Source organism: Paenisporosarcina indica (assembly GCF_001939075.1).
In the GTDB taxonomy this organism is placed as follows: Bacteria; Bacillota; Bacilli; order Bacillales_A; family Planococcaceae; genus Paenisporosarcina; species Paenisporosarcina indica.
Map to the genome: position 1 here is coordinate 33,618 of NZ_MPTA01000001.1, position 22,568 is coordinate 56,185.

At 37.2% G+C, this 22,568-nt stretch carries 22 protein-coding genes and 2 pseudogenes; 17 read left to right on the forward strand and 7 right to left on the reverse strand.

The window, feature by feature from the left end; all coding sequences use genetic code 11:
* Positions 1-228: 228 nt before the first annotated feature.
* From GY23_RS00140 to GY23_RS00150, 3 genes are all read left to right on the forward strand, one after another.
* On the forward strand, positions 229-660 hold the full coding sequence (locus GY23_RS00140) for a VanZ family protein (protein WP_075617194.1): 432 nt from the start codon (positions 229-231) through the stop codon (positions 658-660).
* A gap of 184 nt (positions 661-844) precedes the next feature.
* Positions 845-1,789 (forward strand): M23 family metallopeptidase, encoded by a 945-nt coding sequence (locus GY23_RS00145; RefSeq protein ID WP_075618190.1) that lies wholly within the window; start codon positions 845-847, stop codon positions 1,787-1,789.
* A 94-nt stretch (positions 1,790-1,883) separates the two neighbouring features.
* Positions 1,884-2,090, forward strand: a complete 207-nt coding sequence (locus GY23_RS00150) for an alpha/beta-type small acid-soluble spore protein (protein WP_075617195.1) — start codon at positions 1,884-1,886, stop codon at positions 2,088-2,090.
* A 170-nt stretch (positions 2,091-2,260) separates the two neighbouring features.
* Here the strand turns inward: GY23_RS00150 and GY23_RS00155 are convergent, their stop codons facing one another.
* Positions 2,261-2,449 (reverse strand): hypothetical protein, encoded by a 189-nt coding sequence (locus tag GY23_RS00155; RefSeq protein WP_245827508.1) that lies wholly within the window; start codon positions 2,447-2,449, stop codon positions 2,261-2,263.
* Between the two features lie 199 nt (positions 2,450-2,648).
* On the opposite strand from GY23_RS00155, the gene GY23_RS00160 reads away from it, so the two are divergent.
* Entirely contained in the window at positions 2,649-2,888 is a 240-nt protein-coding gene (locus tag GY23_RS00160; RefSeq protein WP_075617197.1) for a small acid-soluble spore protein Tlp, read from the forward strand.
* Positions 2,889-3,145: 257 nt separating this feature from the next.
* Here GY23_RS00160 and GY23_RS00165 read toward each other — a convergent pair whose 3' ends face one another.
* The gene (locus GY23_RS00165) at positions 3,146-3,808 is read right to left on the reverse strand and encodes an HAD family hydrolase (RefSeq protein WP_075617198.1); all 663 of its coding nucleotides are present in this window, start codon (positions 3,806-3,808) and stop codon (positions 3,146-3,148) included.
* A 246-nt stretch (positions 3,809-4,054) separates the two neighbouring features.
* On the opposite strand from GY23_RS00165, the gene GY23_RS00170 reads away from it, so the two are divergent.
* A complete protein-coding gene (locus GY23_RS00170) occupies positions 4,055-5,230 on the forward strand; it encodes an MFS transporter (RefSeq protein ID WP_075617199.1) in 1,176 nt (391 codons plus the stop codon).
* Between the two features lie 318 nt (positions 5,231-5,548).
* Here GY23_RS00170 and GY23_RS18955 read toward each other — a convergent pair.
* The 3 genes and pseudogenes from GY23_RS18955 to GY23_RS17735 form a co-directional block, all read right to left on the reverse strand.
* Positions 5,549-6,253, reverse strand: a pseudogene (locus GY23_RS18955) (endonuclease I family protein); the annotation flags it as partial.
* A 696-nt stretch (positions 6,254-6,949) separates the two neighbouring features.
* A pseudogene (locus tag GY23_RS18960) lies at positions 6,950-7,357 on the reverse strand (DUF6359 domain-containing protein); the annotation flags it as partial.
* Between the two features lie 32 nt (positions 7,358-7,389).
* On the reverse strand, positions 7,390-11,691 hold the full coding sequence (locus GY23_RS17735) for a 5'-nucleotidase C-terminal domain-containing protein (RefSeq protein WP_084543911.1): 4,302 nt from the start codon (positions 11,689-11,691) through the stop codon (positions 7,390-7,392).
* Between the two features lie 358 nt (positions 11,692-12,049).
* Here GY23_RS17735 and GY23_RS18395 point away from each other — a divergent pair, with 358 nt between their 5' ends.
* Together GY23_RS18395 and GY23_RS00215 are read left to right on the forward strand one after the other, a co-directional pair.
* Positions 12,050-12,205, forward strand: a complete 156-nt coding sequence (locus GY23_RS18395; protein WP_169834543.1) for a hypothetical protein — start codon at positions 12,050-12,052, stop codon at positions 12,203-12,205.
* 122 nt (positions 12,206-12,327) lie between these two features.
* Positions 12,328-13,164: an MBL fold metallo-hydrolase gene (locus GY23_RS00215; protein WP_075617201.1), complete on the forward strand. Its 837-nt coding sequence runs from the start codon at positions 12,328-12,330 to the stop codon at positions 13,162-13,164.
* 85 nt (positions 13,165-13,249) lie between these two features.
* Here GY23_RS00215 and GY23_RS00220 read toward each other — a convergent pair whose 3' ends face one another.
* The gene (locus tag GY23_RS00220) at positions 13,250-13,660 is read right to left on the reverse strand and encodes a hypothetical protein (protein ID WP_075617202.1); all 411 of its coding nucleotides are present in this window, start codon (positions 13,658-13,660) and stop codon (positions 13,250-13,252) included.
* Positions 13,661-14,241: 581 nt separating this feature from the next.
* Here GY23_RS00220 and pcp point away from each other — a divergent pair.
* The 3 genes from pcp to GY23_RS00235 all read left to right on the forward strand — a co-directional run bounded on the left by pcp (position 14,242) and on the right by GY23_RS00235 (position 17,498).
* Complete coding sequence (pcp, locus tag GY23_RS00225) at positions 14,242-14,853, forward strand: pyroglutamyl-peptidase I (protein WP_075617203.1); 612 nt, start codon at positions 14,242-14,244, stop codon at positions 14,851-14,853.
* Positions 14,854-15,236: 383 nt separating this feature from the next.
* On the forward strand, positions 15,237-16,652 hold the full coding sequence (locus GY23_RS00230; protein WP_245827511.1) for a M20 family metallopeptidase: 1,416 nt from the start codon (positions 15,237-15,239) through the stop codon (positions 16,650-16,652).
* Positions 16,653-17,141: 489 nt separating this feature from the next.
* Positions 17,142-17,498, forward strand: coding sequence for a hypothetical protein (locus GY23_RS00235; protein WP_075617204.1), 357 nt, complete (start codon positions 17,142-17,144; stop codon positions 17,496-17,498).
* 222 nt (positions 17,499-17,720) lie between these two features.
* On the opposite strand, the gene GY23_RS00240 is transcribed toward GY23_RS00235, so the two are convergent.
* On the reverse strand, positions 17,721-18,185 hold the full coding sequence (locus GY23_RS00240) for a hypothetical protein (protein WP_075617205.1): 465 nt from the start codon (positions 18,183-18,185) through the stop codon (positions 17,721-17,723).
* Positions 18,186-18,486: 301 nt separating this feature from the next.
* On the opposite strand from GY23_RS00240, the gene GY23_RS00245 reads away from it, so the two are divergent.
* The 7 genes from GY23_RS00245 to GY23_RS00280 all read left to right on the forward strand — a co-directional run bounded on the left by GY23_RS00245 (position 18,487) and on the right by GY23_RS00280 (position 22,494).
* Complete coding sequence (locus GY23_RS00245; RefSeq protein ID WP_075617206.1) at positions 18,487-18,804, forward strand: hypothetical protein; 318 nt, start codon at positions 18,487-18,489, stop codon at positions 18,802-18,804.
* 114 nt (positions 18,805-18,918) lie between these two features.
* Complete coding sequence (locus GY23_RS00250) at positions 18,919-19,287, forward strand: ribonuclease E inhibitor RraB (protein WP_075617207.1); 369 nt, start codon at positions 18,919-18,921, stop codon at positions 19,285-19,287.
* 170 nt (positions 19,288-19,457) lie between these two features.
* Complete coding sequence (locus tag GY23_RS00255; RefSeq protein WP_075617208.1) at positions 19,458-19,748, forward strand: hypothetical protein; 291 nt, start codon at positions 19,458-19,460, stop codon at positions 19,746-19,748.
* Positions 19,749-19,840: 92 nt separating this feature from the next.
* Positions 19,841-20,107 carry an Imm53 family immunity protein gene (locus GY23_RS00260; RefSeq protein ID WP_211270630.1) on the forward strand — a complete coding sequence of 89 codons (267 nt, stop codon included), beginning with the start codon at positions 19,841-19,843 and terminating at the stop codon, positions 20,105-20,107.
* Positions 20,108-20,283: 176 nt separating this feature from the next.
* Positions 20,284-20,802 (forward strand): GNAT family N-acetyltransferase, encoded by a 519-nt coding sequence (locus GY23_RS00265; RefSeq protein ID WP_075617209.1) that lies wholly within the window; start codon positions 20,284-20,286, stop codon positions 20,800-20,802.
* Between the two features lie 759 nt (positions 20,803-21,561).
* On the forward strand, positions 21,562-22,050 hold the full coding sequence (locus GY23_RS00275; protein ID WP_075617211.1) for a DinB family protein: 489 nt from the start codon (positions 21,562-21,564) through the stop codon (positions 22,048-22,050).
* 207 nt (positions 22,051-22,257) lie between these two features.
* Positions 22,258-22,494 (forward strand): hypothetical protein, encoded by a 237-nt coding sequence (locus tag GY23_RS00280; protein ID WP_075617212.1) that lies wholly within the window; start codon positions 22,258-22,260, stop codon positions 22,492-22,494.
* Positions 22,495-22,568 lie beyond the last annotated feature (74 nt).

Here is a 22,568-nt window from a genome sequence, read left to right on the forward strand (position 1 = left end):
CTTTCTTTTATAAGGTTCGTTTTAGTTTGTCTTGTGACGGCCCTTTCATGTGAACTAAATTTATTTGTTTGTTTAACTGCTTTATATGTTTTTTGGATATGCTAATTGGGGCACATTTTAATTTTTATGTTATAACTGACCGTATTTTGTGCATTTGCACTAGTGCACATAGGCACAATCTCGTTTTTTGTTCAATATTCACAGCATTTTTTAAAGGGGTTATTTATTTTGGTTGTTTATCCACTGTTTACGTTTTTGTGGGCTGTGTTTATTTTTGTGGCGACGTGTACTTCGGACGCACATGCTTTTTTGTATGACCAGGAAATTCAGTTTACTTTTGAGTTTGCTCCGAATTTTATGGATTTATTAATCACCAGTGATGTTCATTTGATGAATGAGTTTTATTTGATTCAAAAAACAGGGCATGTGTTTACTTTTGGGATCTTGTATATTCTCCATTTATTATGGGTGAGAAATTTTGGAAAGGCTTTCGCATTGACGGGAATCTTTGCAGCATTTTCTGAAGTACTTCAATTGTATTTTAACCGTAATGGGAGACTCTTTGATGTCGGTGTTGATTTTGTTGGCATTTTTGTAGCATATTTATTCTGTAAGTCATTTATAGTGAATTTGATAAGCGCAAGGCATTCACATTCGTAACTAGTGGCCGTATAAAACGGCCATTTTTTTATTTAATGTTCATGCATTCAAGCATTTGAAATTGTAACTAAAAAACAATTCATGAAACGATGTGATTTGGAGAAAACTAAGTAACGTATCAATAAAGGAGGTATTTTGTTTGTTTTCATGGTTTCGATACCCGCTTTCCTTCGCTGTGATTTACATGGTTTTTACTACTGTGGGTTCTGCTGAAGCCGACCCGACAACAGAGGAACTTCTGAAGCAACGCATGGGTTACTATCAAAATTATTCAAACTTGGATTTACCATGGTATTATTTGGCAGCTGTGGACAAATTTGAACGAAATATTCAACAAGTGCGTAACGATCTTCCGACGCGGGAAGGTCCAATCGCGATTCAGTTTTCCGATGAGTTTTGGGCAGGTGATTTAAATCCGTATAAGGAAGATACGATTCCCGCAGCCATTGATTTTTTTGGGGGGAATGGCGAAGATGGCAATGGAGATGGGTTAGCAGATCCAGCTAATAATGACGATGTAATGTTGACGATGGCAAATTATTTGAGTAAATATGGGGCAACTGAAAAAGATTTTAAAAAGGCAATTATGGATTACTACAAAAAAGATGAAACGGTCAAACAAATACTGGTTATTGCAAGAATCTATGAGCATTTTGAGACCATTAATCTCGATCAGCATGCTTTTCCTCTTCCTGTAGGAAACAACTACAGTTATCGGAGTACATGGGGAGACACTAGAGGTTGGGGTGGTCGCCGTATGCACGAAGGTACGGATATATTTGCCTCATATGGTGTTCCTGTGAGATCGACGACATACGGTGTTATCGAGATTATGGGATGGAATGAATTTGGTGGATGGCGAGTAGGGATCCGTGATATTCATAATACGTATCATTATTATGCTCATCTATCCAGTTTCAATAAAGAGGTCAAAGAAGGAGACATTGTGAAGCCTGGGGTTATCGTTGGGTATGTAGGCAGTTCTGGTTATGGGAAAAAGGGAACTTCAGGAAGATTTCCTCCACATCTTCACTACGGTATGTATAAGTATAATGGGCGGATTGAATGGGCTTATGACCCGACTCCATCACTAAGACATTGGGAACAAGAAGACAAAAAAGCGCGTTAAACTATGATTTTCATCTCCATAAAACAAAATATTTAAACTGAGTGTATGGAATTCTTTGAATGACACATTCTATTCTCACAAGGAGGTGAGCAACATGGCAAACAACAATTCAAGTAACAAATTAGCTGTACCAGGTGCAAAACAAGCATTAGATCAAATGAAGTACGAAATTGCACAAGAATTTGGTGTACAACTAGGCGAAAATGCTACATCGCGTGCTAACGGTTCCGTTGGCGGGGAAATTACGAAGCGATTAGTAGCACAAGCCCAACAACAATTAAAAGGAAATCAAAATTCATAAAATATGGCCGGTAGCGATTGCTGCCGGCTTTTGTATGGGACCGTATTTTAACAACCGTACTTTTTCCTATTGCGTTGAATATCGTACATTGCAGCTAGCAAGGCGCAAAATTTCCGGAATCAATAGCACTCTTTAACATATCGCCCTAAAGAAAAAAGAAACGCCACTTGTTAGCGTTTCTTGAGGGTATTAGTAGTCGGCTTATCGTCGATGTGGTGTACATCTTTTTTCATTAAGAAGAAAGAAATAATGCCGGAAACAAGAGTACCACCAATTACGATGAGAATACGTGAGGAAAAGGGTACATCAGTGTACTCTTTGTTAAGATACCACATAGCCATTACTGCGACGATCACCATTATAGGAATGACAAATATAAAACGTTTCATTTAAAACTTCCTTTTTTTCTTTAGTTTATCATATGGATTCTTGATGTGGCTTAGTAGGTGTTACTTTCTTGTGTCCAAATTTGTCATTCTGACATTTTGAGGGATGGGTTTTTAACTTCTGGGTAAGCTATTTTTTGTGAGATTTTATTATAATGAAGGAGGAATCATGATGGCACGGAACACTCCAAATCCGGATGATCGATCTGATAATGTTGAAAAGCCGAAAGAAATGAAGAAGAATACGATGGGGAAAGTGGAAGTTGCAGAGGAGATGATGCTCTTTGCGGGGGGAACGGAACGTGATGCAATTAGACGCCGAAATGCTCATCGTCAAGAAGCGATTGATGGTTTTAGAAAAGAAATATTAGATGAAGCCGCAGCACGAAGAAAAGGGTTTATGGAAGAATAACTAATTATGTGTAGTTTTACCCTTCAAACATTGCGTTTGAAGGGTGTTTTTGTGCAGGGAAGTATGCGGGAACGTAGGGTTGAAATTGGAATTCCTACGTGGATCATGATTTTTACTACGTGACCTCGCTTTTTTCCTACGTGAATGTCTTTATTTCCTACGTTAAGCCCGCTTTTTACAACTGAGCAACTGCTCGGTTATGTTCAACTCGGATAAATAAAAAGAAACGACCTATGAAAGGTCGCTTCCTAAATGTACTACCAAATGATTTCCCATTTACGTTCTTCTGCCACCGCTTTAAGGCGTGATTCTGGGCGGACTGCTACGGGGTTTCCGACCAGCTCTAAGACGGTAATATCTGAAATGCTATCACCGTATGCAGAGCTATTTTCCCAGTCAATGTCAAGACCTTGGAGTGCTTTTTCGATCATTTCATTTTTGCGTTCACCTTGTATGTGATAAATCTCCGTGTTGGTATCAATTTTGCCGTTGCGGATTGGAATTTCTGTTCCAATCACCTCATGAATGGCAAAGTCACGCGTTACTTCGTTAAGCATTGGTGAAAATGCTCCAGAGACGAGTAGGACATGGTCCCCTTCTATTAAATGCTTTTCCAAACGATCGACGACTTTCGAGTTGAGGTCATTACGCATTCCTTGTGACATATCTTCAAAATACTGCTCGATTTCTCGTTGGTGCATGCCTTTAAAAACATTTAAATACAGTTGCATCGATTTTGCTTTCATTTTGTTTTCAGGATACATTTTCATTTTATAGGCTAAGTATGGTTTCATTAACGCTCGGTAAAATGATTGATATTTTGATGAATGGACAGGGTGCTTCTTCAAATAATTCATCATTAATGTGAATGTTTCTTGCGGATACAGTGTTCCGTCAAAGTCGAAAATGGCTACGCGCATGTGGTGATCACTCCTGTTCTGTTAGTACTAGTTTATCATGAAAGATTGTCAGGAGCGTTTTATAGTCAGTTTTCTATAAATTAAATCTTAACGGTTATTTATAGAGGATCACAAGAATTTCAACATGGAAATTAAGTAGTCAAACATTCCTGTATATAGTATTCTCTATAAGCACTTTTCTATTGACTAATTGCTCTGATTTAAGGTTAGATAGATTAAGCGTTTAAAAAGAGAGTAGGATTGTGAATGTTACCTGAACAAAGAAAGAAAATAATTGTCTTAATGATAAATATGTTTATCGCGATTGGGAGTTTTGGGATTATTATTCCAATTTTACCTGCTTATTTGGTATCAATCGGTGAAGGTGGGATGGCTGCGGGATTAATGATTGCGATATTTGCGGGAGCCCAGTTTGTAATGTCACCCATTGCAGGGAAGTGGGCGGATCAAATTGGTCGCCGCAAAATGATTATCGCTGGTCTTAGCGGGCTGACAATATCAATGTTTGTGTTTTACTTTTCTGATTCGATTTGGGTTCTCTACACGTCCCGAGTAATTGGTGGAGTGGGTGCTGCATTATTGATTCCCGCGATTTTTGCTTATGTGGCGGATATTACAACCATGGATCAACGCGCGAAAGGGAATAGTTATATTTCTGCAGCAATGTCTTTAGGAATTGTAATTGGACCAGGGATTGGTGGATTTTTAGCGGACTTTGACTTAAAACTTCCATTATTGGTATCGGCATTGGTATCGTTAGTATCGGTTATTTTCTCGGTGATTGTATTGAAGGAAAGCCGAGAGATAAGTAGTGCAGATATGGTAGTCGATCAAGAACCGATGATGAAGAAATTAGCGCAATCTGTTCATAAGCCTTATTTTATTCCACTTGTCATCACACTCGTCATGAGCTTCGGATTGATGGCATATGAATCGGTGTTGGGACTGTTTGTAGATAATCAATTTAATGCCACGCCAAAAGAAATTGCGTTAATGATTACGTCAACGGGAATCGTCAGTGTAGTGATGCAGTTGTTGGTTGTTGATCGCTTGGTTAGACGTTTCGGTGAAGGCGTTATCTTAAATGTTTTTATTGCTTTAACTGCCGTGTGTTTCTTCCTTTCATTATTTGCTTCAACGTATGTGTTTTTCTTTATGATCACCTTGGTCGTGTTCCTCGCAACATCGATTCTTCGACCGGTATTGAATACGTTAATTTCGAAACTTGCTGGTAACGAGCAAGGCTTTGCGATGGGGATGAATAATGCGTATATGAGTATCGGAAACGTAGTAGGACCACTGCTTGCAGGGGTATTATATGATGTGAATATCTTATATCCGTTCATGTTAGGTTTTGTTGTACTCGGTGTCACTATGTTGGTCAGTATTCTGTGGCAAAGAAAGAAAAAACTGCAATTTTAGCAGAAAGTTTAATTTAATCGTGAACTAAAAGGGCTGTCGTTTATCAAAAACGACAGCCCTTTTTTATCATATGAAGTATGAAATTTGGTCTTGAACCCAGTTGTTAAAGCTTTTCCTACCCTAGATAGATGTCACTGAAAAAGTACACCATAATAGATTGGACTCAGTATTCCTTTTAATACTCGCTTCTGCGCTTTGTGGATGATTCCTGCTTCACTCACGATAAAGGATCTGGTCTCCTTTTTTTAGGTCTTTCTTAATGAGGGAGAAGCTAATTATGTAAAAACCCTGCCATCACGATGATGGCAGGGAAATTGATTATGAAGCTTGTTCTACTTCGTTTGGTGTTGCACCCCAGATTGATTTTACCCATTCAGGGTGATCAATGTAAGGGTTTCGATTGCCTTGGATGTCATGGATGACATTGTTACGGTTCGCCTCAAATGCATCGACTGGGTCTTGTTCATGCCATTTTAGCAATACAGACAGTTTACCATGGTATGGATTTGTGCCGTTGTTAAGTTTTTCATTAAGTTCTAGGTCTACTCGATCGCCTTTTTCATAGCGTGTAGCCATGTAGAAAAGCATACGAGCAACGTCGCCTTTAACGCTGTCAGGTGGTTCGAATGAACTACCTGTTTTTAAGCAACCGTTACAGCCTGGTACTGGAGTGCCGCCGTTGTCAAAGTCTAGATTGCCACGGTAGCTATTTACTTGAACATTCGTTGGACGTAAGTGGTGAATGTCCGTTCCTGGACCATTTGACGTTCCAAAGTTACCGTGAGATTTTGCCCAAACATGTTCACGGTTCCAGTTAGTTACGCCTCCGCCGTTATTGCTTTTTGGACTAGATACTTTAGAGTAGAACAATATTACATTGTTCGAGTTGTTTGGATCCGCATCCGTTTGTTTTAGTGCATCCCATACTTGTGTGTAAGATAACACTTTTTGAGTGCTGATGATGTCATGCAATGCAGTTTTTAATGCTTGTCCTTGTTGGCCTTGAGCACCCTGGTAATAGTTACCATCTGATGGAGGGATTTCTGTATTAGAAACCTTTAATGAGAAGGTACCTGTAACTTCAAATTCTCCATCAGTTGCTGTCACAGCGACAATATAACTGCCTTCAGCTTCAGTTAGTGTTAATACGTCGTTTGTAATTTTGCCAAATGTTGACGTGTATGTTAACACATCTCCATCAGCATCAGTGAAGTGGTTTGCTAGGTTAATTGTGACAGTTTCACCGATTTTCACCGATTTGTTCGGGAATGATGCAGATAAGACTGGTGCTTTATTTGCATTCGGATCAACAGGGTAATCGATAGGTTGACCTGAAACATTCGTGTAGTCGATTGCTTCAGAATCTGCACCGTTGATAAAGTTGATTGCCTGGATGTTTTCTGCACCACGGATTTCTGAAACATTCGGTCCGTCTACAGTCACTTGCCCAGAAGTTGTTCCTTTAAAATCAAAAATTGCATCAGATGCTGCTGGTTTTAACGTTAGTTTGTTAGTCTTGAAGCCTTGTCCATGGAATTCAGCATATGAGCCTGTTACAAAGAAGCCTTCCGTAATTACAGAAGTATTGTCCACTGTAACAGATACACTTGGTTTTCCAATCGTGATTTTGTTTGTTTTTACATTTTTGAAATTCATTGCTTTTTCAGGTGTTATAGGTGTTACTTCAATTGGCGCTTCAGGAGTTGAGAAAGCGAATGAATTCGTATCTTTTAATCCGGGTTTAGTAAAGTAAGCTGTTAAATTACCGGAAACATCTACTTGTTTCCCAATATGAGTCGGGTTTGATTTTAATCCCCATGCATCGCGGAAACTTGCAGTTACTGCCACAAACAACATTTTATTAACATTTGTTTCGTTCGCATTATCCGCAATTGCAAAGTTGAAATCGTCTTTTAAATTAGTCTTAGAAACTGTAGTAGTATCATTAATATGTCCTACAATATATCCGCGAACCGTAGCTGTACCGCTGTTATTGGCAATGGCATCAGCAACAGTTTTGACTTCAGCGGCATTTGCAACATTCACTGAGTACGGAATGATGATACTAAGCAATAGGATGAAGACTAGCCCAATCAGGCCAGTCTTTTTTTGTTTTAGAAACGTCATATATTACTCTCCAATCATTTAGGTTTTGTTTTTTAGAATAAGATGTTTCCATCAACTTGAATGCCATCCAGGTTCACTTTATCCGAATCAATGTTTGATAAATCAAGATCGCCCTCAACATGAATGTTCAAGAATGAAATTTCAGTAGTTGCTGTTGTTCCTTCGAATACCAGATTGCCTTTAACAATTGCGTTTTGAAGTAATGCAGTGTTATCAAGTGTCACGATAACATCTCGATCATAAGTGATTGGAGTTGCTTCAGTTCCTGAGAAATTCACAGCATTCACTTCAATTGGGCCGGTTGGGTCAACAGGAGCTTTTGCGTCGTCAAGAATGCGTCCTTCAATTTGTGGATTTACTGTAACTAATTCTTGTACATAGTCCCGTAAGTTTTCCCAGTCCGCTGCACCAAGATCTGTTACACGACCTGCTTCATATGCTTTTTTGAAGATATCAAATCCATCTCCGCCTTTAGCAGTGAATGCATTTGTTGCGATTACATAATTTGTATTTAAATTGATTTCAGTGAAAGAACCGTCTTCATTTTCAACTTTCATAGATTTAACACGTCCTCCAGCAGGTAAACGGCTGTCGAATGTGAATTTCATGCCAGAGATGTGTAAGAATCCACCACTTTCTTTTGGTGATTGGCTTACACTGTGCTCTAGAGCAGTTTTAATTTCAGCACCTGAAAGTGTCATTGTTGCCAATGTGTTACCGAATGGCAATGTTGTTAACACGTCACCAAGTGTAATTGGACCAGCATCGATTGGAGCACGAATCCCGCCACCATTTTGCATGGCAATTACAACGTTTTCGTTAAACTGTTTCGCTTTCCATAGCATTCCATCAGCGATTAAGTTACCCAGTCTTGTTTCGTTTGCACGCACATTGTCAGTACTTGAACGTGGGTTGTCCAATGCTGTTACAGCTGTAGCACCAGTTTCAGTGTTTTTTACTGTTGCAATTTGTTCAGAATATGGAGCGAGTAAAGCTGCTGCTTCTGCGTCCGCTACTTTATCTGCCACTTTAATCAATGAACCTGCATTACCAGTTACTACACCATCCTTATTAAATGTAACGTCCAATGTACCTAGGAAATCACTGTATTGGTATCCTTGAACGATTATTGTTGGATCTTTCGCTACACCGTTTTCATCCTTGTTGCTTACAACTGGGGCGTTTAATTGTGTATGGCTGTGGCCACCAACAATGACGTCAATTCCATCAACATTTGCAGCAAGAAGTTGGTCGTTATCAAATGCTGGATTGTCGTCAAATCCAAGGTGGGTAATCGCAACGATTTTGTTGACACCTTGAGCTTCTAATGCGTCAACTGCTGCATTTGCTGAAGCGATGTAATCTTCAAAAGTTACATCATTCGCACTTGAAATTTCCGCAGTTTCTTCAGTAGTTAAACCGAAGAATCCGATACGCTGACCATCAACGTATTTAATCACTGTGTTATATATTTCACCGCCAGCTGGATTGATACCAGTTGAATCATTATAAAGACCGTTTAAGTTTGCATCGTCTGAGAAGTTCACGTTTGAGCTGACGATTGGGAAGTCGGCACCTTCGATGAATTCTGCAAGTGCTTGATGTCCTTCAGGAGTAGAACCAAGATCGAACTCATGGTTACCCAATGTCATCATGTCGTATTTTGCAAGGTTCATGAACTCTAGGTCAGCTTGTCCCTTGAATTCATTGAAATATAATGTTCCAGAGAATACGTCGCCGGCATCTAAAAGAAGTGCATCCGGTTTTGCTGCACGGACTTCTTTAATTGCCGTGATGCGTTTAGCTACATTGTCTAAATGCGCATGTGTATCATTTGTATGCATTAAAGATAGGGTAAATGGAGTTCCATTCACTTGAACGATACGTCCTTCGATTTGAGGATCCACTGTTCCCAATTCTTTCACATAGTCACGTAGATTTTCCCAGTCAGCTGCACCAAGATCCGTTACCCGACCTGCTTCATAAGCGTTTTTGAAAACATCGAAACCGTCTCCACCTTTAGCCGTGAAAGCATTTGTCGCGACTACATAGTTCGCATCTAATTTGATATCAGTGAATGATCCGTCCGTATTTTTGACTTTCATCGAAGTAACGCGTTTACCAGCTGCTAAGCTATTGTCATATTTAAATTTCATACCAGAGATGTGTAAGAAGCCACCGCTCTCCTTAGGTGATTGGCTTACACTGTGCTCTAGAGCAGCTTTAATTTCAGCACCTGAAAGTGTCATTGTTGCCAATGTGTTACCGAATGGCAATGTTGTTAACACGTCACCAAGTGTGATTGGACCAGCATCGATTGGAGCACGAATCCCACCGCCATTTTGCATGGCAATTACTGCATTTTCGTTAAACTGTTTCGCTTTCCATAGCATCCCGTCAGCGATTAAGTTACCCAGTCTTGTTTCGTTCGCACGCACATTGTCAGTAGTTGAACGAGGGTTGTCCAAAACTGTTACTGCAGTTGCACCAGTTTCAGTGTTTTTCACTGTAGCAATTTGTTCAGAATATGGAGCTAGTAAAGCTGCTGCTGCTTCGTCCTCTACTTTATCAGCAACTTTGATTAATGAACCTGCATTACCAGTTACTACACCGTCTTTATTAAAAGTAACATCCAATGTGCCAAGGAAATCACCATATTGGTATCCTTGAACGATGATTGTTGGATCTTTCGCTTTACCGTTTTCATCCTTGTTACTTATAACTGGAGCGTTTAATTGTGTATGGCTGTGACCACCAACAATTACGTCGATTCCATCAACATTAGCAGCAAGAAGTTGGTCGTTATCAAATGCTGGGTTGTCGTCAAATCCAAGGTGGGATAATGCTACGATTTTGTTAACACCTTGAGCTTCTAACGCATCAACTGCTGCATTTGCAGAATCGATGTAATTTTTAAATGTAACATCATTTGCGCTAGAGATTTCAGCTGTTTCTTCAGTCGTCAAACCAATAAATCCAACTTTTTGACCGCCTACGTTTTTAATCACCGCGTTGTGAATTGCTCCACCTTTAGGGTCTACAGCTACACCGCTTTTATATAAATCTTTTAAATTGTCATCAGCTGAAAAGTTCACGTTAGAGCTGACGATAGGGAAGTCGGCACCTTCGATGAATTCAGCAAGTGCTTGATGTCCTTCAGGAGTAGATCCTAGATCAAACTCATGGTTACCAAGAGTCATCAAGTCGTATTTTGCAAGGTTCATGAACTCTAGATCAGCTTGTCCCTTGAATTCATTGAAATACAATGTTCCAGAGAATACATCGCCGGCATCTAAAAGAAGTGCATCCGGTTTTACTGCACGGACTTCTTTAATCGCAGTGATCCGTTTTGCCACGTTATCCAAATGGGCATGTGTATCATTTGTGTGCATTAAAGAAAGTGTGAATGGTTTCGGATCAACCGGCGGATTAACAGGAGGATCAACAGGTGGAACAACAACCTGAGATGCTACAGTTACTGTGATTACTAGATTAGTAGCTTTATTTCCAGCCTTATCTTGCGCACTATATGTAATAGTGTATTTTCCTGATTTTGTTGTATCGATTTCGGTAATTACTACACCGTTGCTGTTGCGAATGGTTGTTGTTACTGCCACGTTGGCATCTTTATTATCTTTTGCAGTTACGACTGGCAGTGTAAATTTGGAACTATATGCGACTTCAATGTTAGTTGAACCTGTATACGTAAGTGTTGGAGCTTCTTTGTCAGAAGTGACAAGATCTTTTGCACGGTAGATGAATAACGCCATATCGCCACGTGTCAATTCAACATTTGCTCCGAATGTCGTAGCTGTTTTCCCTTTAGTTAAACCTGATTTGAGAAGTGCATTAACATAAGAGTCCCAATGATCATTCACGTCTGTGAATGTGTTTTTAACACCCGCTCCGTCTAATTTGTAAGCGTTTGCTAAAATCTTCGCCATCTCTGCACGTGTAATCAATTCATCAGGTGCAAAAGTAGTCTTTGTTTTCCCATTAATAATTCCTGCTGCGTATAACGCGTTAACTGCTCCTTCGACACGTGAATTTAAATCTTTGAAAGGAGATTTTGGTGCAGTTGAACTATTCAAACCAACTGCAGTTGCAATCATTTTCGCAGCATCGCCACGTTTGATTGAATCGCTGACACCGAAGGTTGAATCGTTATACCCTTGTGCAATTCCTTGTGCTGTTAAATAATCTACAGCTTTTTTCAAACTACTTGGAACATCGCTATATGCTGCAGAAGCAGCAATTGGCATAGCAGATGCAACTAGAGTTGCAGCAGCTGCTGTTGCGACGAACTTTTGATACCTTTTTGATTGATTAGACATGCGTCAATCCTCCATTTTTTAGGTTATGGTATTAGAAATATATGAATATTCATATATAACTAATAGTTTACCATTAGTATGTGGGTAATATCTACGTTTAATAGATAGGTATTTTGACTTAATGTATGACCTCGAACTTATTTGTAAATTTACTAATGTTCTTAAAAATGTTGATTTAACAACATTTAAAGACTAATTATCATCTAGTAAATTTGGAATATACGGATTTGTAAAGTTTCTGTAAAACTCATATTAATAAAAGAGAGAAGTAGATGATTAAGAATGTGAATATGTATGTTAGAAATATTACTTTTAGGGAAAAATGAATATGAGTAGCAAAATGAGGGAGGTGAATGTGATGAAAAACGAGTCGAAAGATGAAAAAGAATCATTAAACTTAAAAGATCAACCGGAACAGGGAGAGTTAAATAAGTTAAGTGAGCAAGAGAAGGAAAAACTTAAAGTGAAAGATGGTCAAAACAATCATCATGTAAATGAGAGTGGTGGGAGATAAGTTACTAACGGCAACCGTGATTCCATTTGGATTCACGGTTTTTTACTGAAAACATAAATGAGTGCTTTTAGGAAATAGTAAAGTCATTGCATCACAAAAATAGTAAAGGAGGTCTTTTTCAAATGAAGGAAAGCTCTTCGACGGAAAGATTTATTCCATTGACTACAGTTGAAAGTGGGATCGGGAAAGAAGTCGTTCATGACATTTATAGTTTGACTGTTCAATTTGCCAATATATGTTTTATCGGTTCCCCTCAAACGGCAGAAGGCTGGGTATTAGTCGACGCAGGTACACCCAAATCGGCTGATATGATTATTAAAGCGGCAACTTCTAGATTTGGAGAAGCCAAACCTAAGGCCATCATATTGACGCATGGCCATTTTGACCATATAGGTGCACTGATTGAACTGTTAAAAGTTTGGGATGTCCCGGTTTATGCTCATTCATTGGAACTTCCTTATTTGACGGGTAAAAAGGATTATCCTGACCCAGATCCGACCGTAGATGGGGGAATACTTGCGAAAATATCTTCTATGTATCCAATTGAAGCAATTGATTTAGGAGACCGAGTGCAGGCTCTTCCTGGTGATGGACAAATTCCATATTTACCGAAATGGAGATGGATTCATACACCTGGACATACAGAAGGCCATATTGCGCTTTTTCGTGAAGACGACAGGGCTTTAATCGCTGGAGATGCTTTCATAACAGTGAAACAAGAATCACTTTTCAATGTAATGACTCAACATTTGGAAATCCATGGTCCTCCACGATATTTAACTCCAGATTGGCAAGCAGCATGGGAGTCTGTTCGAAAGCTGGCACAATTAAAACCGAGTTGTGCTGTTACAGGGCATGGTGTTCCTGTTCAAGAAGAGTGGTTAAATGAAAATTTGCCTAAACTTGCGAAAGATTTTGATACAATCGCGATTCCTAAGACCGGGAAGTATGTAAACTAACAACTTACCTTGGCAACTCAGAAAAAACCCTTCTATAGAAAAATCTAATAGAAGGGTTTTCGTGTTGTCATAAAATCACATTTATTTAGTTTGGGGAATTTCGATCCGTGTTTTCCTGTTTAGCAGGTGAATCCTTATTGTCTTCATACAATGATTCATCGGTTTTCGGCATTTTCTGTTTTTGAGATTTTGGAAAAGCCTGTTTTGCACCAGACTGCGGAGTTTTGTTTTGTACAGCATCATTATAATACTGAACACTATACATGGAACCTTCTTCCACCATGCGGTTGTCATCCGGGTCATTTGGATCCGAGTGTCCGGCTTTGGTTTCCATTGTTGGTTTGACATTTCTTGAATCCAAAAATGAAGATACTTTGGTTTTTGTGTTTTTTATCGACGTTTTTGCTTTGTCTCTGTTTGCGGATTTTGTGAAGTACACATAAGCTAGGGTGGCAAGACCTCCGATAAGTAATGAACGACCACTTCCTTTTAACATCTTCATCCCTCCATGTAGGTAGCAATTTTGTTTATATAGTAGTGATACCCACTTTAAACAAGTATCACACATCTTCAAATTGAATATGTTACATATGACTAAATGGTAAATTAGTAAATAGTGCTTTTTGCTAGAAAGAAAGGGTTACTCAATCAAGAAAAAAGGAGCTTCCCTAAATGAGAGGCTCCAGGTTCTATGCTCTATTTCTTCTCCATGCAATGTAAAGGAGAGAAATGAATTGAGATTGGGAAGATTGCAAGATGCAGGTTCGTGATTTTAGAGTCCTTCTTCCGTAAAAATGAGATGCTTTTAATGGAAGCATGAAAATTAATTCTCCTTGCGAAAATAGTCGTGAATGCTCACAAGGAGAAATTATAAGGGGAATTAGGCTTATTGGTCAATAAAAAACCGCTAAATACAATAAAATTATGTTATCTAAATAGTGCTTGTAGCATAAATATTTAGATAATTATATTCTCGGAAATTGTTCAGTTAGATTGGACGATCTATAAAATTGGTTTCTATTTCGATTAATATTTTTATCTAAGTTACAATAAAGTAACCATGGGGAGGTTAATCAATTGAAGACTTTATTGCTAACAGGTTTTGAACCATTTTTATCTTTTACGCTCAATCCAACAATGAAGATTGTGGAAGAATTAAACGGACAACATATTGGGGATTTTCAAATTGTCGGGAAGACGATGACTGTCGATTTCAAATCTTCGGGTGAACAATTGATATCATTCATTAAAGAGGTGAAACCCGATGCAATCATTTCATTAGGTCTCGCAGGGGGACGTTCTAAAATCACGCTCGAGCGAATTGCGATAAATATTAAAGATGGTGCGGCAGATAATGAAGGGAATATTCCTGTAGACGAAATGATTCAACTGGACGGTCCAGCGGGATATATGTCAACATTACCCATTCGATTGATGGTAGAGAAACTACGGGAGTTAGGATATCCTGCATCGATTTCAAACACTGCCGGAACTTATCTATGCAACAACGTAATGTATGAGGGACTTCATTACGTGCAAACGAATGACATGGATATCCCATCCGGTTTTATCCACATTCCTGCTTCACACGCACTGGCAATTGAACATGGAGATGTCCCGAGTTGGTCTCATGACGACTTGAAATCAAGTATTTCAGGATGTATATCGGTTTTATCCGATTCTCTTTAAAACAATGAAATAGAGATCGAAGGACTACCACTATCAAAATTGGTGGTAGATTCGGTTTTGTTCAAAGTTTTTATCCCACATCTGCAATTTGTCAATTCGCTCCGTTAAACACACCAATTCTCGTAGTTCTTGCATTAATTCTATCTTGATTGTTCACTAGTACTAGTCTATTTTTTTCGGAGATTATTAATTGAATATTCCGAATGGAGCAATAAATATGTATAATAGAATGTATGTAATAGATTGCTGTTGATATTGAATGGAAAATGAGTGAGTGCATTTGCGCCTAGCGCAATTGTACGATCAACAACAGGTTAGTTTAGCAATGCTAATAGAAAAATAACTTAAAGGAAGTGGCACCCATTACAACTAAGACCGTTTCTGTGAAGGATTATCTTAAAAGCAATAAAGAGCGTTTTGAAGAGATTAGCAAGTTTATCTGGAACCATCCGGAAACCAGGTTTGAAGAATTTGAGTCAGCGCAATATATGGCGGATGTCTTGGAACAAGAAGGGTTTCAAGTTGAGAGAAATGTTGCAGGAATTGAAACGGCATTTGTTGCAACATTTGGGAAAGGAAACCCGACGATTGGATTTTTAGGTGAATTCGATGCGTTATCCGGATTAAGTCAAGAGGCAAATGTAGCCAAGGCAATCCCGCTTGTTCCAAACGGCATCGGTCACGGTTGTGGTCATAATTTACTCGGAACGGGTGCGTTGGCCGCAGCTTTTGCAGTAAAAGCTTATATGCAAGACCAACTAATCAAAGGAACTGTTAAATTCTATGGATGCCCAGGTGAAGAAGGCGGATCTGGTAAGACATTCATGGTTCGTGAAGGTGTTTTCAATGGACTAGATGCTGCATTTTCTTGGCATCCTTCACCGGTAAACAGCATTATGAGTTTGTCATCACTTGCTAACTATCAAGTATTTTTCCGTTTTAAAGGCATCTCATCCCATGCTGCGAACTCTCCACATTTAGGCCGAAGTGCTCTGGATGCAGTCGAGTTAATGAATGTTGGGGTCAATTACTTGCGAGAGCATGTGATTCCTGAAGCGCGTATGCACTATGCGGTTACAAATACGGGAGGCTTTTCACCGAATGTGGTGCAAGCAGATGCTGAAGTTTTGTATCTGATCCGTGCACCTAAAGTAAATCAAGTGGATGAAATATATAAGAGGGTATGCAAGATTGCTGAAGGAGCGGCACTAATGACAGGGACGGAGATGACAATCGAGTTTGATAAAGCCTGTTCAAATTATCGACCGAACCGTTCACTCGAACAAGTTCTTGATCGACAATTACATCTAGTAGGAACGGAACCTGAAACTGCCGAAGAGCAGTCCTTTGCCAAATGCATCTGGGAATCTTTAAATGAAGGGGAAAAGAAGAATTCTTACGACTTGAATAAAGGATTCGGGTATAGAGGTGACGGAAGTGAATTCGAAGGAAAATATTTAGCTGATTCCATTTCGGAATATGTCGCTTCAGACGAAATCATGGCAGGTTCAACAGATGTATCTGATGTTAGCTGGATTGTGCCAACTGCTCAACTTTCAGCGGCAACTTCAGCATTGGGAACACCACTGCATACATGGCAAATGACCGCTCAAGGAATCAGCACATTTGCACACAAGGGGATGTTGCGTGCAGCCGAAGCTATGGCAGGGGCTGCAATCGAACTTTATCAAAACTCCTCTGCTCTTGAAGCGGTTCAAAAAGAGCATCAACAGTTAATTGCAAAAGAGCCCTATGTTTGTCCGATCCCTGCGAATGTTAGACCTGGGTCCTTGAAGTAAAAACAAAAGAGACGGGAATTACTAACTACAGGTACTCTTCTGAGGTGCAAAAACTAAAATCATAACACAAAAGGACTATCAATTCGCACTCAAATTGGTAGTTCTTTTGTTTATTGATATTTCTGCTTTCTTACTTTAAAAGTTTCATTACTAGGTGTATAGTTTTTGGTCAAATTGGTCGTTTTACAATAAAAGTTGTAAGGCGGCCAAAATTCCTGTTAATTAATAGCTATTTGGAGTACTAATAATGTACTAAAACAAGCAGAAGAACTAAAAAAACTAAGAGAAGATTTGCATAAAAATAATAATGAAAATTAGTTATTCTTGTTTCACTCACCAGTACTTTAGGTGAAGATAACATGGCTGCTTAGGCAAAGTTAGTTTTATTGAACTAACGCAGCAGGTTAGTAATAAGGAAAAAATTACATATATGTTGAGAAGTCAAGTATTCTGGGGAAAAAATAGTTTTAAGAAACGTGAGGTATAAGGATGCTTTGGAAAATTTATTTTTGGATAATGTTCGTTTTGTTGATAGTGTCAATGTTTTTAGAAAATGAATATGGTTGGGTAGAAACTGTATTAAGAATTGCGAGCACGATTATTGCTTTTATTAACACAGTTGGATTTTATGGTTATGTATATAAAAAACAATTCTTTTCGCAATCTTTTTGGAAAATCATATTCATAATTACTGTAATAGATGTAATTGTATCTACACTTTACTATGGGTTTCAAGATGCTGAACTAGGAAAAGGAGGAATTATTTTTGTTTCTGTTTTTACAATTATTATCATGTTTCCTCTTTTGCTTGGTTTATATAGGTATGGATTCCAAAAACAAAATTAGTAATTTCTTACCACTGATTTCGCGTTAAGTGTAAATGGTCAAAGCAATTACGTGAGTTAGAGTTGGAATTTCTTATTCAACTAACGGAGTGCTTTACTTCATGAAGGAGTAAAGCCTTTTTTCTTATTTAACTAACGGGGCAGTTTAGTTGAGTATGTACATAAGCAGTCATGGAGCTATCGGAATAATTCCTGTAATAAAAAAAGCACCTAAAAAGGTGCATCAGTTAAAAATCTTCTTAAAGTAATGGATGAACAACAGGTTATAAACAAACTCAACTACAATTGAAATACTTAAATCCATTAAATTTGTTTCTTCTAGAGAATAATAAGGTAAGAACGGAAAAATAAAAGTATATCCAATTACTGTTAAAATGATAAAAAGTAATATGTATCTTAGGAAAATAGGGATAGTTAAACTAATAAACGGGAGAAAAAACTCTTTTTTATTTCCATTTTTATAGATACGAAATAGTACAAATAAACCGATAGCATTGATGACAACAAAACAAATCAAATCAATAATATCATATTTATTCATTGAAAAAGGATTATTAACTATCGGTGAAGATAATACAGTAATAGCTAGTATGAACCAAAAGGTTACTCGATAACTTTTCTTCTTTTTTTCAGTAAAGGAATCTTCCTTTAAAGCTGTAACAAGTGCATTAATATCCCAAATATACATAATTGACTCCTTTTATGGATTTAAATATAAGTATAGAGATAAAATATTTTCCTAGCTATTATTATTTTTGGGGAAAACTAAATTCATTCTACATATTGTTTGTTTTACAATTCGGTTAAACTGACTGATCCTGAGATATGAAGAAATAATTAGAAAGGTTTTAAATTAATTTACACATCAAGGCCTGCTAATGGAGGTGATTTTTAAACTTTATGAGATTGTGAAGGATTACACTTAAACTAATGCGGCAGTTTAGTTCAATAAAGGAAATTCGTCAAGGACAAAAAGAAGGAGAGGTTATATGAAAAGAAAAGTAAAACTGTTTAGTATTACATTAGTTTTTGGCATAAGCGCTATTGTTTCGATAATTTTTGATTTAGTTTGGGTTGAATTTGTTAATCCGTTATTAATGTTTAATCCCGTATTAGATATACTGTTTCATAACGGCTTTAGCTCTATTATCGACATTGAATTACAACGTCAAGAAACAAATAGTGCTATATTTCATTATACAAAATGGGCGTTTTTTATTCATTTAGTAAGTTATATTTTAGTAGGAAGACTTATAGATTTAATCAAAAATAAGTTTTTTTTCGGAAAAGTTTCGGAGTTAAACTGAAATTTCTTATTGAACTAACGGAGCAGGTTAGTTGAAGAAGGAATTGTTTAATAAATATAGAATATTGTCAAATAGAGAAAAAAGTTTGATTAAGATTGAAAATAGGTGAAGATTATGACTGAAACAATAAACGAATTGAGACAAAGAGAGTCTCGCGACCTTGAAACAATTAATGCATTAAAAAAGGAAGGTTCAAATTTTGAAAAAGAACATTATTTGGAACATTATTTTTTCTTAAAATCTGAGTCCTCAATTAATAAAATTGCCAGAAGACTTAGTAATAAGGGATATGATTTGTATGAACCACAATTGGTTGAAGACGAAGAAAATCAACAAGAACTGTTTCTGTTTAAAGTAGGGAAAAAATGTTATATCCTGCCTGATAAAATTTTCGAAACAACTAAGTATCTAACAGAGTTAGCAATTAAATTTGGGGGAAATTCCTCCTGTTATGATGGTTGGGAGACACAAGTAATAGAATAAAGTATTTGTTTTCATTGTCATTCAATATGAATGTCCTTCTTGTTCAACTAACGGGTGCTTTACTTCAAGAAGGAGTAAAGCCTTTTTTCTTATTGAACTAAAGGTGCAGATTAGTTTATAAGTACGAATTAGTAACCTAAAGGTGTTTATTAACAAAGGAGGAAGATTTATTGGGAATTTTACTCGAACTGATAGGTTCAATTGGAACACTTATTTTTTCTTCTATGAAAGATGTTACAGAAGAAGAAATTAACAAAAACATTGAGTTTCTTAAACAATACAAATGGTTTCAAGCATATATTGATGATGTACAACGCAATAAGTTAATCAACGAAAATGACAAAGTGCGACATATCATTAGTAAAATAAATATTGAAAAAATGTGGAGAAATACCTATCAGAATAAGTATAGAAAAAAATTAGAATTGATGTTACAAAAACAGACAAATAATCTTTGGTAACTTCTCAAGCTAACGGGTGCTTTAGTTGAAAATCAGTGAGTTGCTATGGTAGCTCATTTTTCTTATTGAACTAACAAATTGGAGGAATTTAGATGGATGCATTAACTTGGTTACAAAAATGGTTTGTTAATCAATGTGATGGTGATTGGGAACATTATAATAATATAAAGATTGAAACACTTGATAACCCCGGTTGGATGGTATGGATCAGAGTAGAAAATACGGATGTCGAGGGAAAAAAATTTGAAAAAGTGTTTATTGATCGAAATGAAACGGACTGGATTCATGGTGAAATTAAAGATGACGAAGAAGGGCGCTATGGATTACACTTTGCGGGTTATGGTGGACCAGAAAACTAGGTGAAATTTTAGATATATTTAAAGCATGGGTTGATAGTTAATAACAAAGTGCTTCTTCACTAACGGGTGGTTTAATTGAAGAACATCGAGCTGCTAAATTTGCTCTTTTCTTATTCAACTAACGGAGCAGTTTAGTTGAAGAAGAAAACTATTAAAATGAATGGTGGTTTGTACAAATGGGTGTATTTATTGAAAAATTGCATGTTACAGACGCAGAAGATTTATTTAATTTTGAACTTGAAAACAGAACTTTTTTCGAGGAAACGGTACCGACGCGTGGAGATGAATACTATAACCCTGAGACTTTTAAAAAAAGACATGAAACTTTACTTGAAGAACAAGTTCTTGGAGGTTCATGTTTCTATTTAATTAAAGATAAAGAAAGCTCAATTCTAGGAAGAATAAATTTAGTGGATATTGATGAATCGGATAAAATCGGTTACCTCGGTTATAGGGTGGGACAAGCACATACTGGCAAAGGAATTGCTAATAAAGCATTGAAAATATTAGTAGAAACAGTAACTGACGAAAACCTAAAACAAATTAAAGCCAAAACAACAACTAATAACATAGCATCCCAAAGAGTTTTAGAGAAAAATGGATTTGAGAGAATAGGAACTAGTAGTGAAGAATTCGAAATGAATGGTCAGAGGGTAAGTTTCGTTTATTATGCTTTGAATATTTCGTCTTGTTGAACTAACGGGTGCTTTAGTTAAAGATCATCTAGCTGATTGCAGCCATATTCTTATGGAACTAAAAGGGCAGGTTAGTTCCATAAGAATATGTAATTTGGAAAGATTATCAGCAGTCAAATAAATTGAAAGGGGACGTATAAGTTTGATTGATTATTTTGAACGTAAATTTAGATTAAGGGACTTTGAAGTGTGGGATGTTCGAGTTAGTGACCAACATTATACTTTAGCCATTTTAGATGAATTTCGACCTGCCACATTTGATGATTTTGAAATTCCATATTTAATTTATAAGAAGATGACCAGCGTGCAAACTATGTCTCTGCTACATATTTCTCTGATGAATCTGTTAAAGATGAACATAGAGAAATACTCGGTGAATTTGCACGAATGCTTACAGAACACTTAGCATTGGCACATTGTGAAGTGATTTTAAAGTTTTATCAAGAAAACCCTGAAAAAGCGATAGAACTAATAATGTTAACGAAATATGGTTTCAAAGAATCAGATATACCATTAGATAAGTTATTGCACTTTAATCAAGAGTAGAGACCATTAGTTCTTCTTCAACTAACGGGTGCTTTACTTGAAGATCGTTGAGCTGCTTAGATGGCTCTTTTTCTGTTCAACTAAAGCAGCAGTTTAGTTGAAGAAACATGTTCTAGCTTTGTTCAACAATTGGAACATTTAACGGAAGAAAGCTGGAGAATTCAAAAGAGCACCGTAAAAGAAAAGATATAATTAAAAGGGAGTGTGACTAATATGTCCCATGCTAAAGATGTTTTGGTCGATCAGTTGTTAGCAAATGCGAACGACCCTAGCTTTTACGCTCCGTTTTCGGAATCGGTAGCAAACTTGTCAGAGGAAGAAGCGTTTTGGAAACCCAACGATGAAAGTAACAGTATCGCTGAAATTGTACAACATCTACTTTACTGGAATGAGACATGGCAAAAGAGGTACGAAAAATCTCATGTGAATGCTGTTGGGCCAATAGATGATAATAATAAAAGCTTTATTGTTCCGGAAAATAAAAGATTTGCTGACTTAAAAGAGTGCCTCCTAAAGGTTCTGCTTCAGTGGCAATATCTACTAACTGAAGAAAAGGTAGAAAGTGAAGTGAATGGTTTCCCAGAGACTGCAAAGTGGTGGGGGTTACTAGGAAATATGTCCACGCATAACGCTTACCATATTGGACAAATTGTTTACATCCGAAAACAACTACAAAAAGGCTGGAAAACTAATATTAAATGAGAAAGTGAGAAATCTTACATTTTTTGTTCGACAATCGGGCGCGATTGTTGTATAAGCGTCTCTGACCCAATTTTCATACTCTGTGGTGGTTTTTTGCTGCATGGATGGCTAACGGGGCAGGTTAGTGCAATATCAGTTCGTGTTAAATTGAGACAAAATAAAAAAATCTAAGCTATATTGCTGTTTAGCAAACAGCAGTGATGATTATTGATTATTGAAATAGACGGTTATTTTCATCAAGCTTTACTCACAGGTAAAAAATGTTCTAAAAAGCAATTAAGACAAAAGTATCTTCAAGCAAAAGTACTAACTTATGAAACAAGAGACTTTCTTGATGTGTTTTGTAGGATTCATAATTTTGATCAAGTTATTTATGATAACGAAATAGAAGTTGAATTTGTTATAGACACTGACACCGATAGAATTTATACACCCTCTTATTAAACTAACGAGGCAGGTTAGTTGAACAAGGCTAGATGCGAAATTATGATAAGAATAGAAATAAAATAGGGGGATTT

Bases quoted from the DNA above. Each gene is read 5' to 3' on its own strand.
- GY23_RS00215 (WP_075617201.1), top strand. From the start codon at position 12,328: ATGAAGGAAAGCTCTTCGACGGAAAGATTTATTCCATTGACTACAGTT.
- GY23_RS00150 (WP_075617195.1), top strand. From the start codon at position 1,884: ATGGCAAACAACAATTCAAGTAACAAATTAGCTGTACCAGGTGCAAAA.
- GY23_RS00155 (WP_245827508.1), bottom strand. From the start codon at position 2,449: ATGGTGATCGTCGCAGTAATGGCTATGTGGTATCTTAACAAAGAGTAC.
- GY23_RS00165 (WP_075617198.1), bottom strand. From the start codon at position 3,808: ATGCGCGTAGCCATTTTCGACTTTGACGGAACACTGTATCCGCAAGAA.
- GY23_RS00250 (WP_075617207.1), top strand. From the start codon at position 18,919: ATGACTGAAACAATAAACGAATTGAGACAAAGAGAGTCTCGCGACCTT.
- GY23_RS17735 (WP_084543911.1), bottom strand. From the start codon at position 11,691: ATGTCTAATCAATCAAAAAGGTATCAAAAGTTCGTCGCAACAGCAGCT.
- GY23_RS00170 (WP_075617199.1), top strand. From the start codon at position 4,055: ATGTTACCTGAACAAAGAAAGAAAATAATTGTCTTAATGATAAATATG.
- GY23_RS00265 (WP_075617209.1), top strand. From the start codon at position 20,284: ATGGGTGTATTTATTGAAAAATTGCATGTTACAGACGCAGAAGATTTA.
- GY23_RS00220 (WP_075617202.1), bottom strand. From the start codon at position 13,660: ATGTTAAAAGGAAGTGGTCGTTCATTACTTATCGGAGGTCTTGCCACC.
- GY23_RS00245 (WP_075617206.1), top strand. From the start codon at position 18,487: ATGAAAAGAAAAGTAAAACTGTTTAGTATTACATTAGTTTTTGGCATA.
- GY23_RS18395 (WP_169834543.1), top strand. From the start codon at position 12,050: ATGAAAAACGAGTCGAAAGATGAAAAAGAATCATTAAACTTAAAAGAT.
- GY23_RS00240 (WP_075617205.1), bottom strand. From the start codon at position 18,185: ATGTATATTTGGGATATTAATGCACTTGTTACAGCTTTAAAGGAAGAT.
- GY23_RS00275 (WP_075617211.1), top strand. From the start codon at position 21,562: ATGTCCCATGCTAAAGATGTTTTGGTCGATCAGTTGTTAGCAAATGCG.
- GY23_RS00145 (WP_075618190.1), top strand. From the start codon at position 845: ATGGTTTTTACTACTGTGGGTTCTGCTGAAGCCGACCCGACAACAGAG.
- GY23_RS00235 (WP_075617204.1), top strand. From the start codon at position 17,142: ATGCTTTGGAAAATTTATTTTTGGATAATGTTCGTTTTGTTGATAGTG.
- GY23_RS00260 (WP_211270630.1), top strand. From the start codon at position 19,841: ATGGATGCATTAACTTGGTTACAAAAATGGTTTGTTAATCAATGTGAT.
- GY23_RS00160 (WP_075617197.1), top strand. From the start codon at position 2,649: ATGGCACGGAACACTCCAAATCCGGATGATCGATCTGATAATGTTGAA.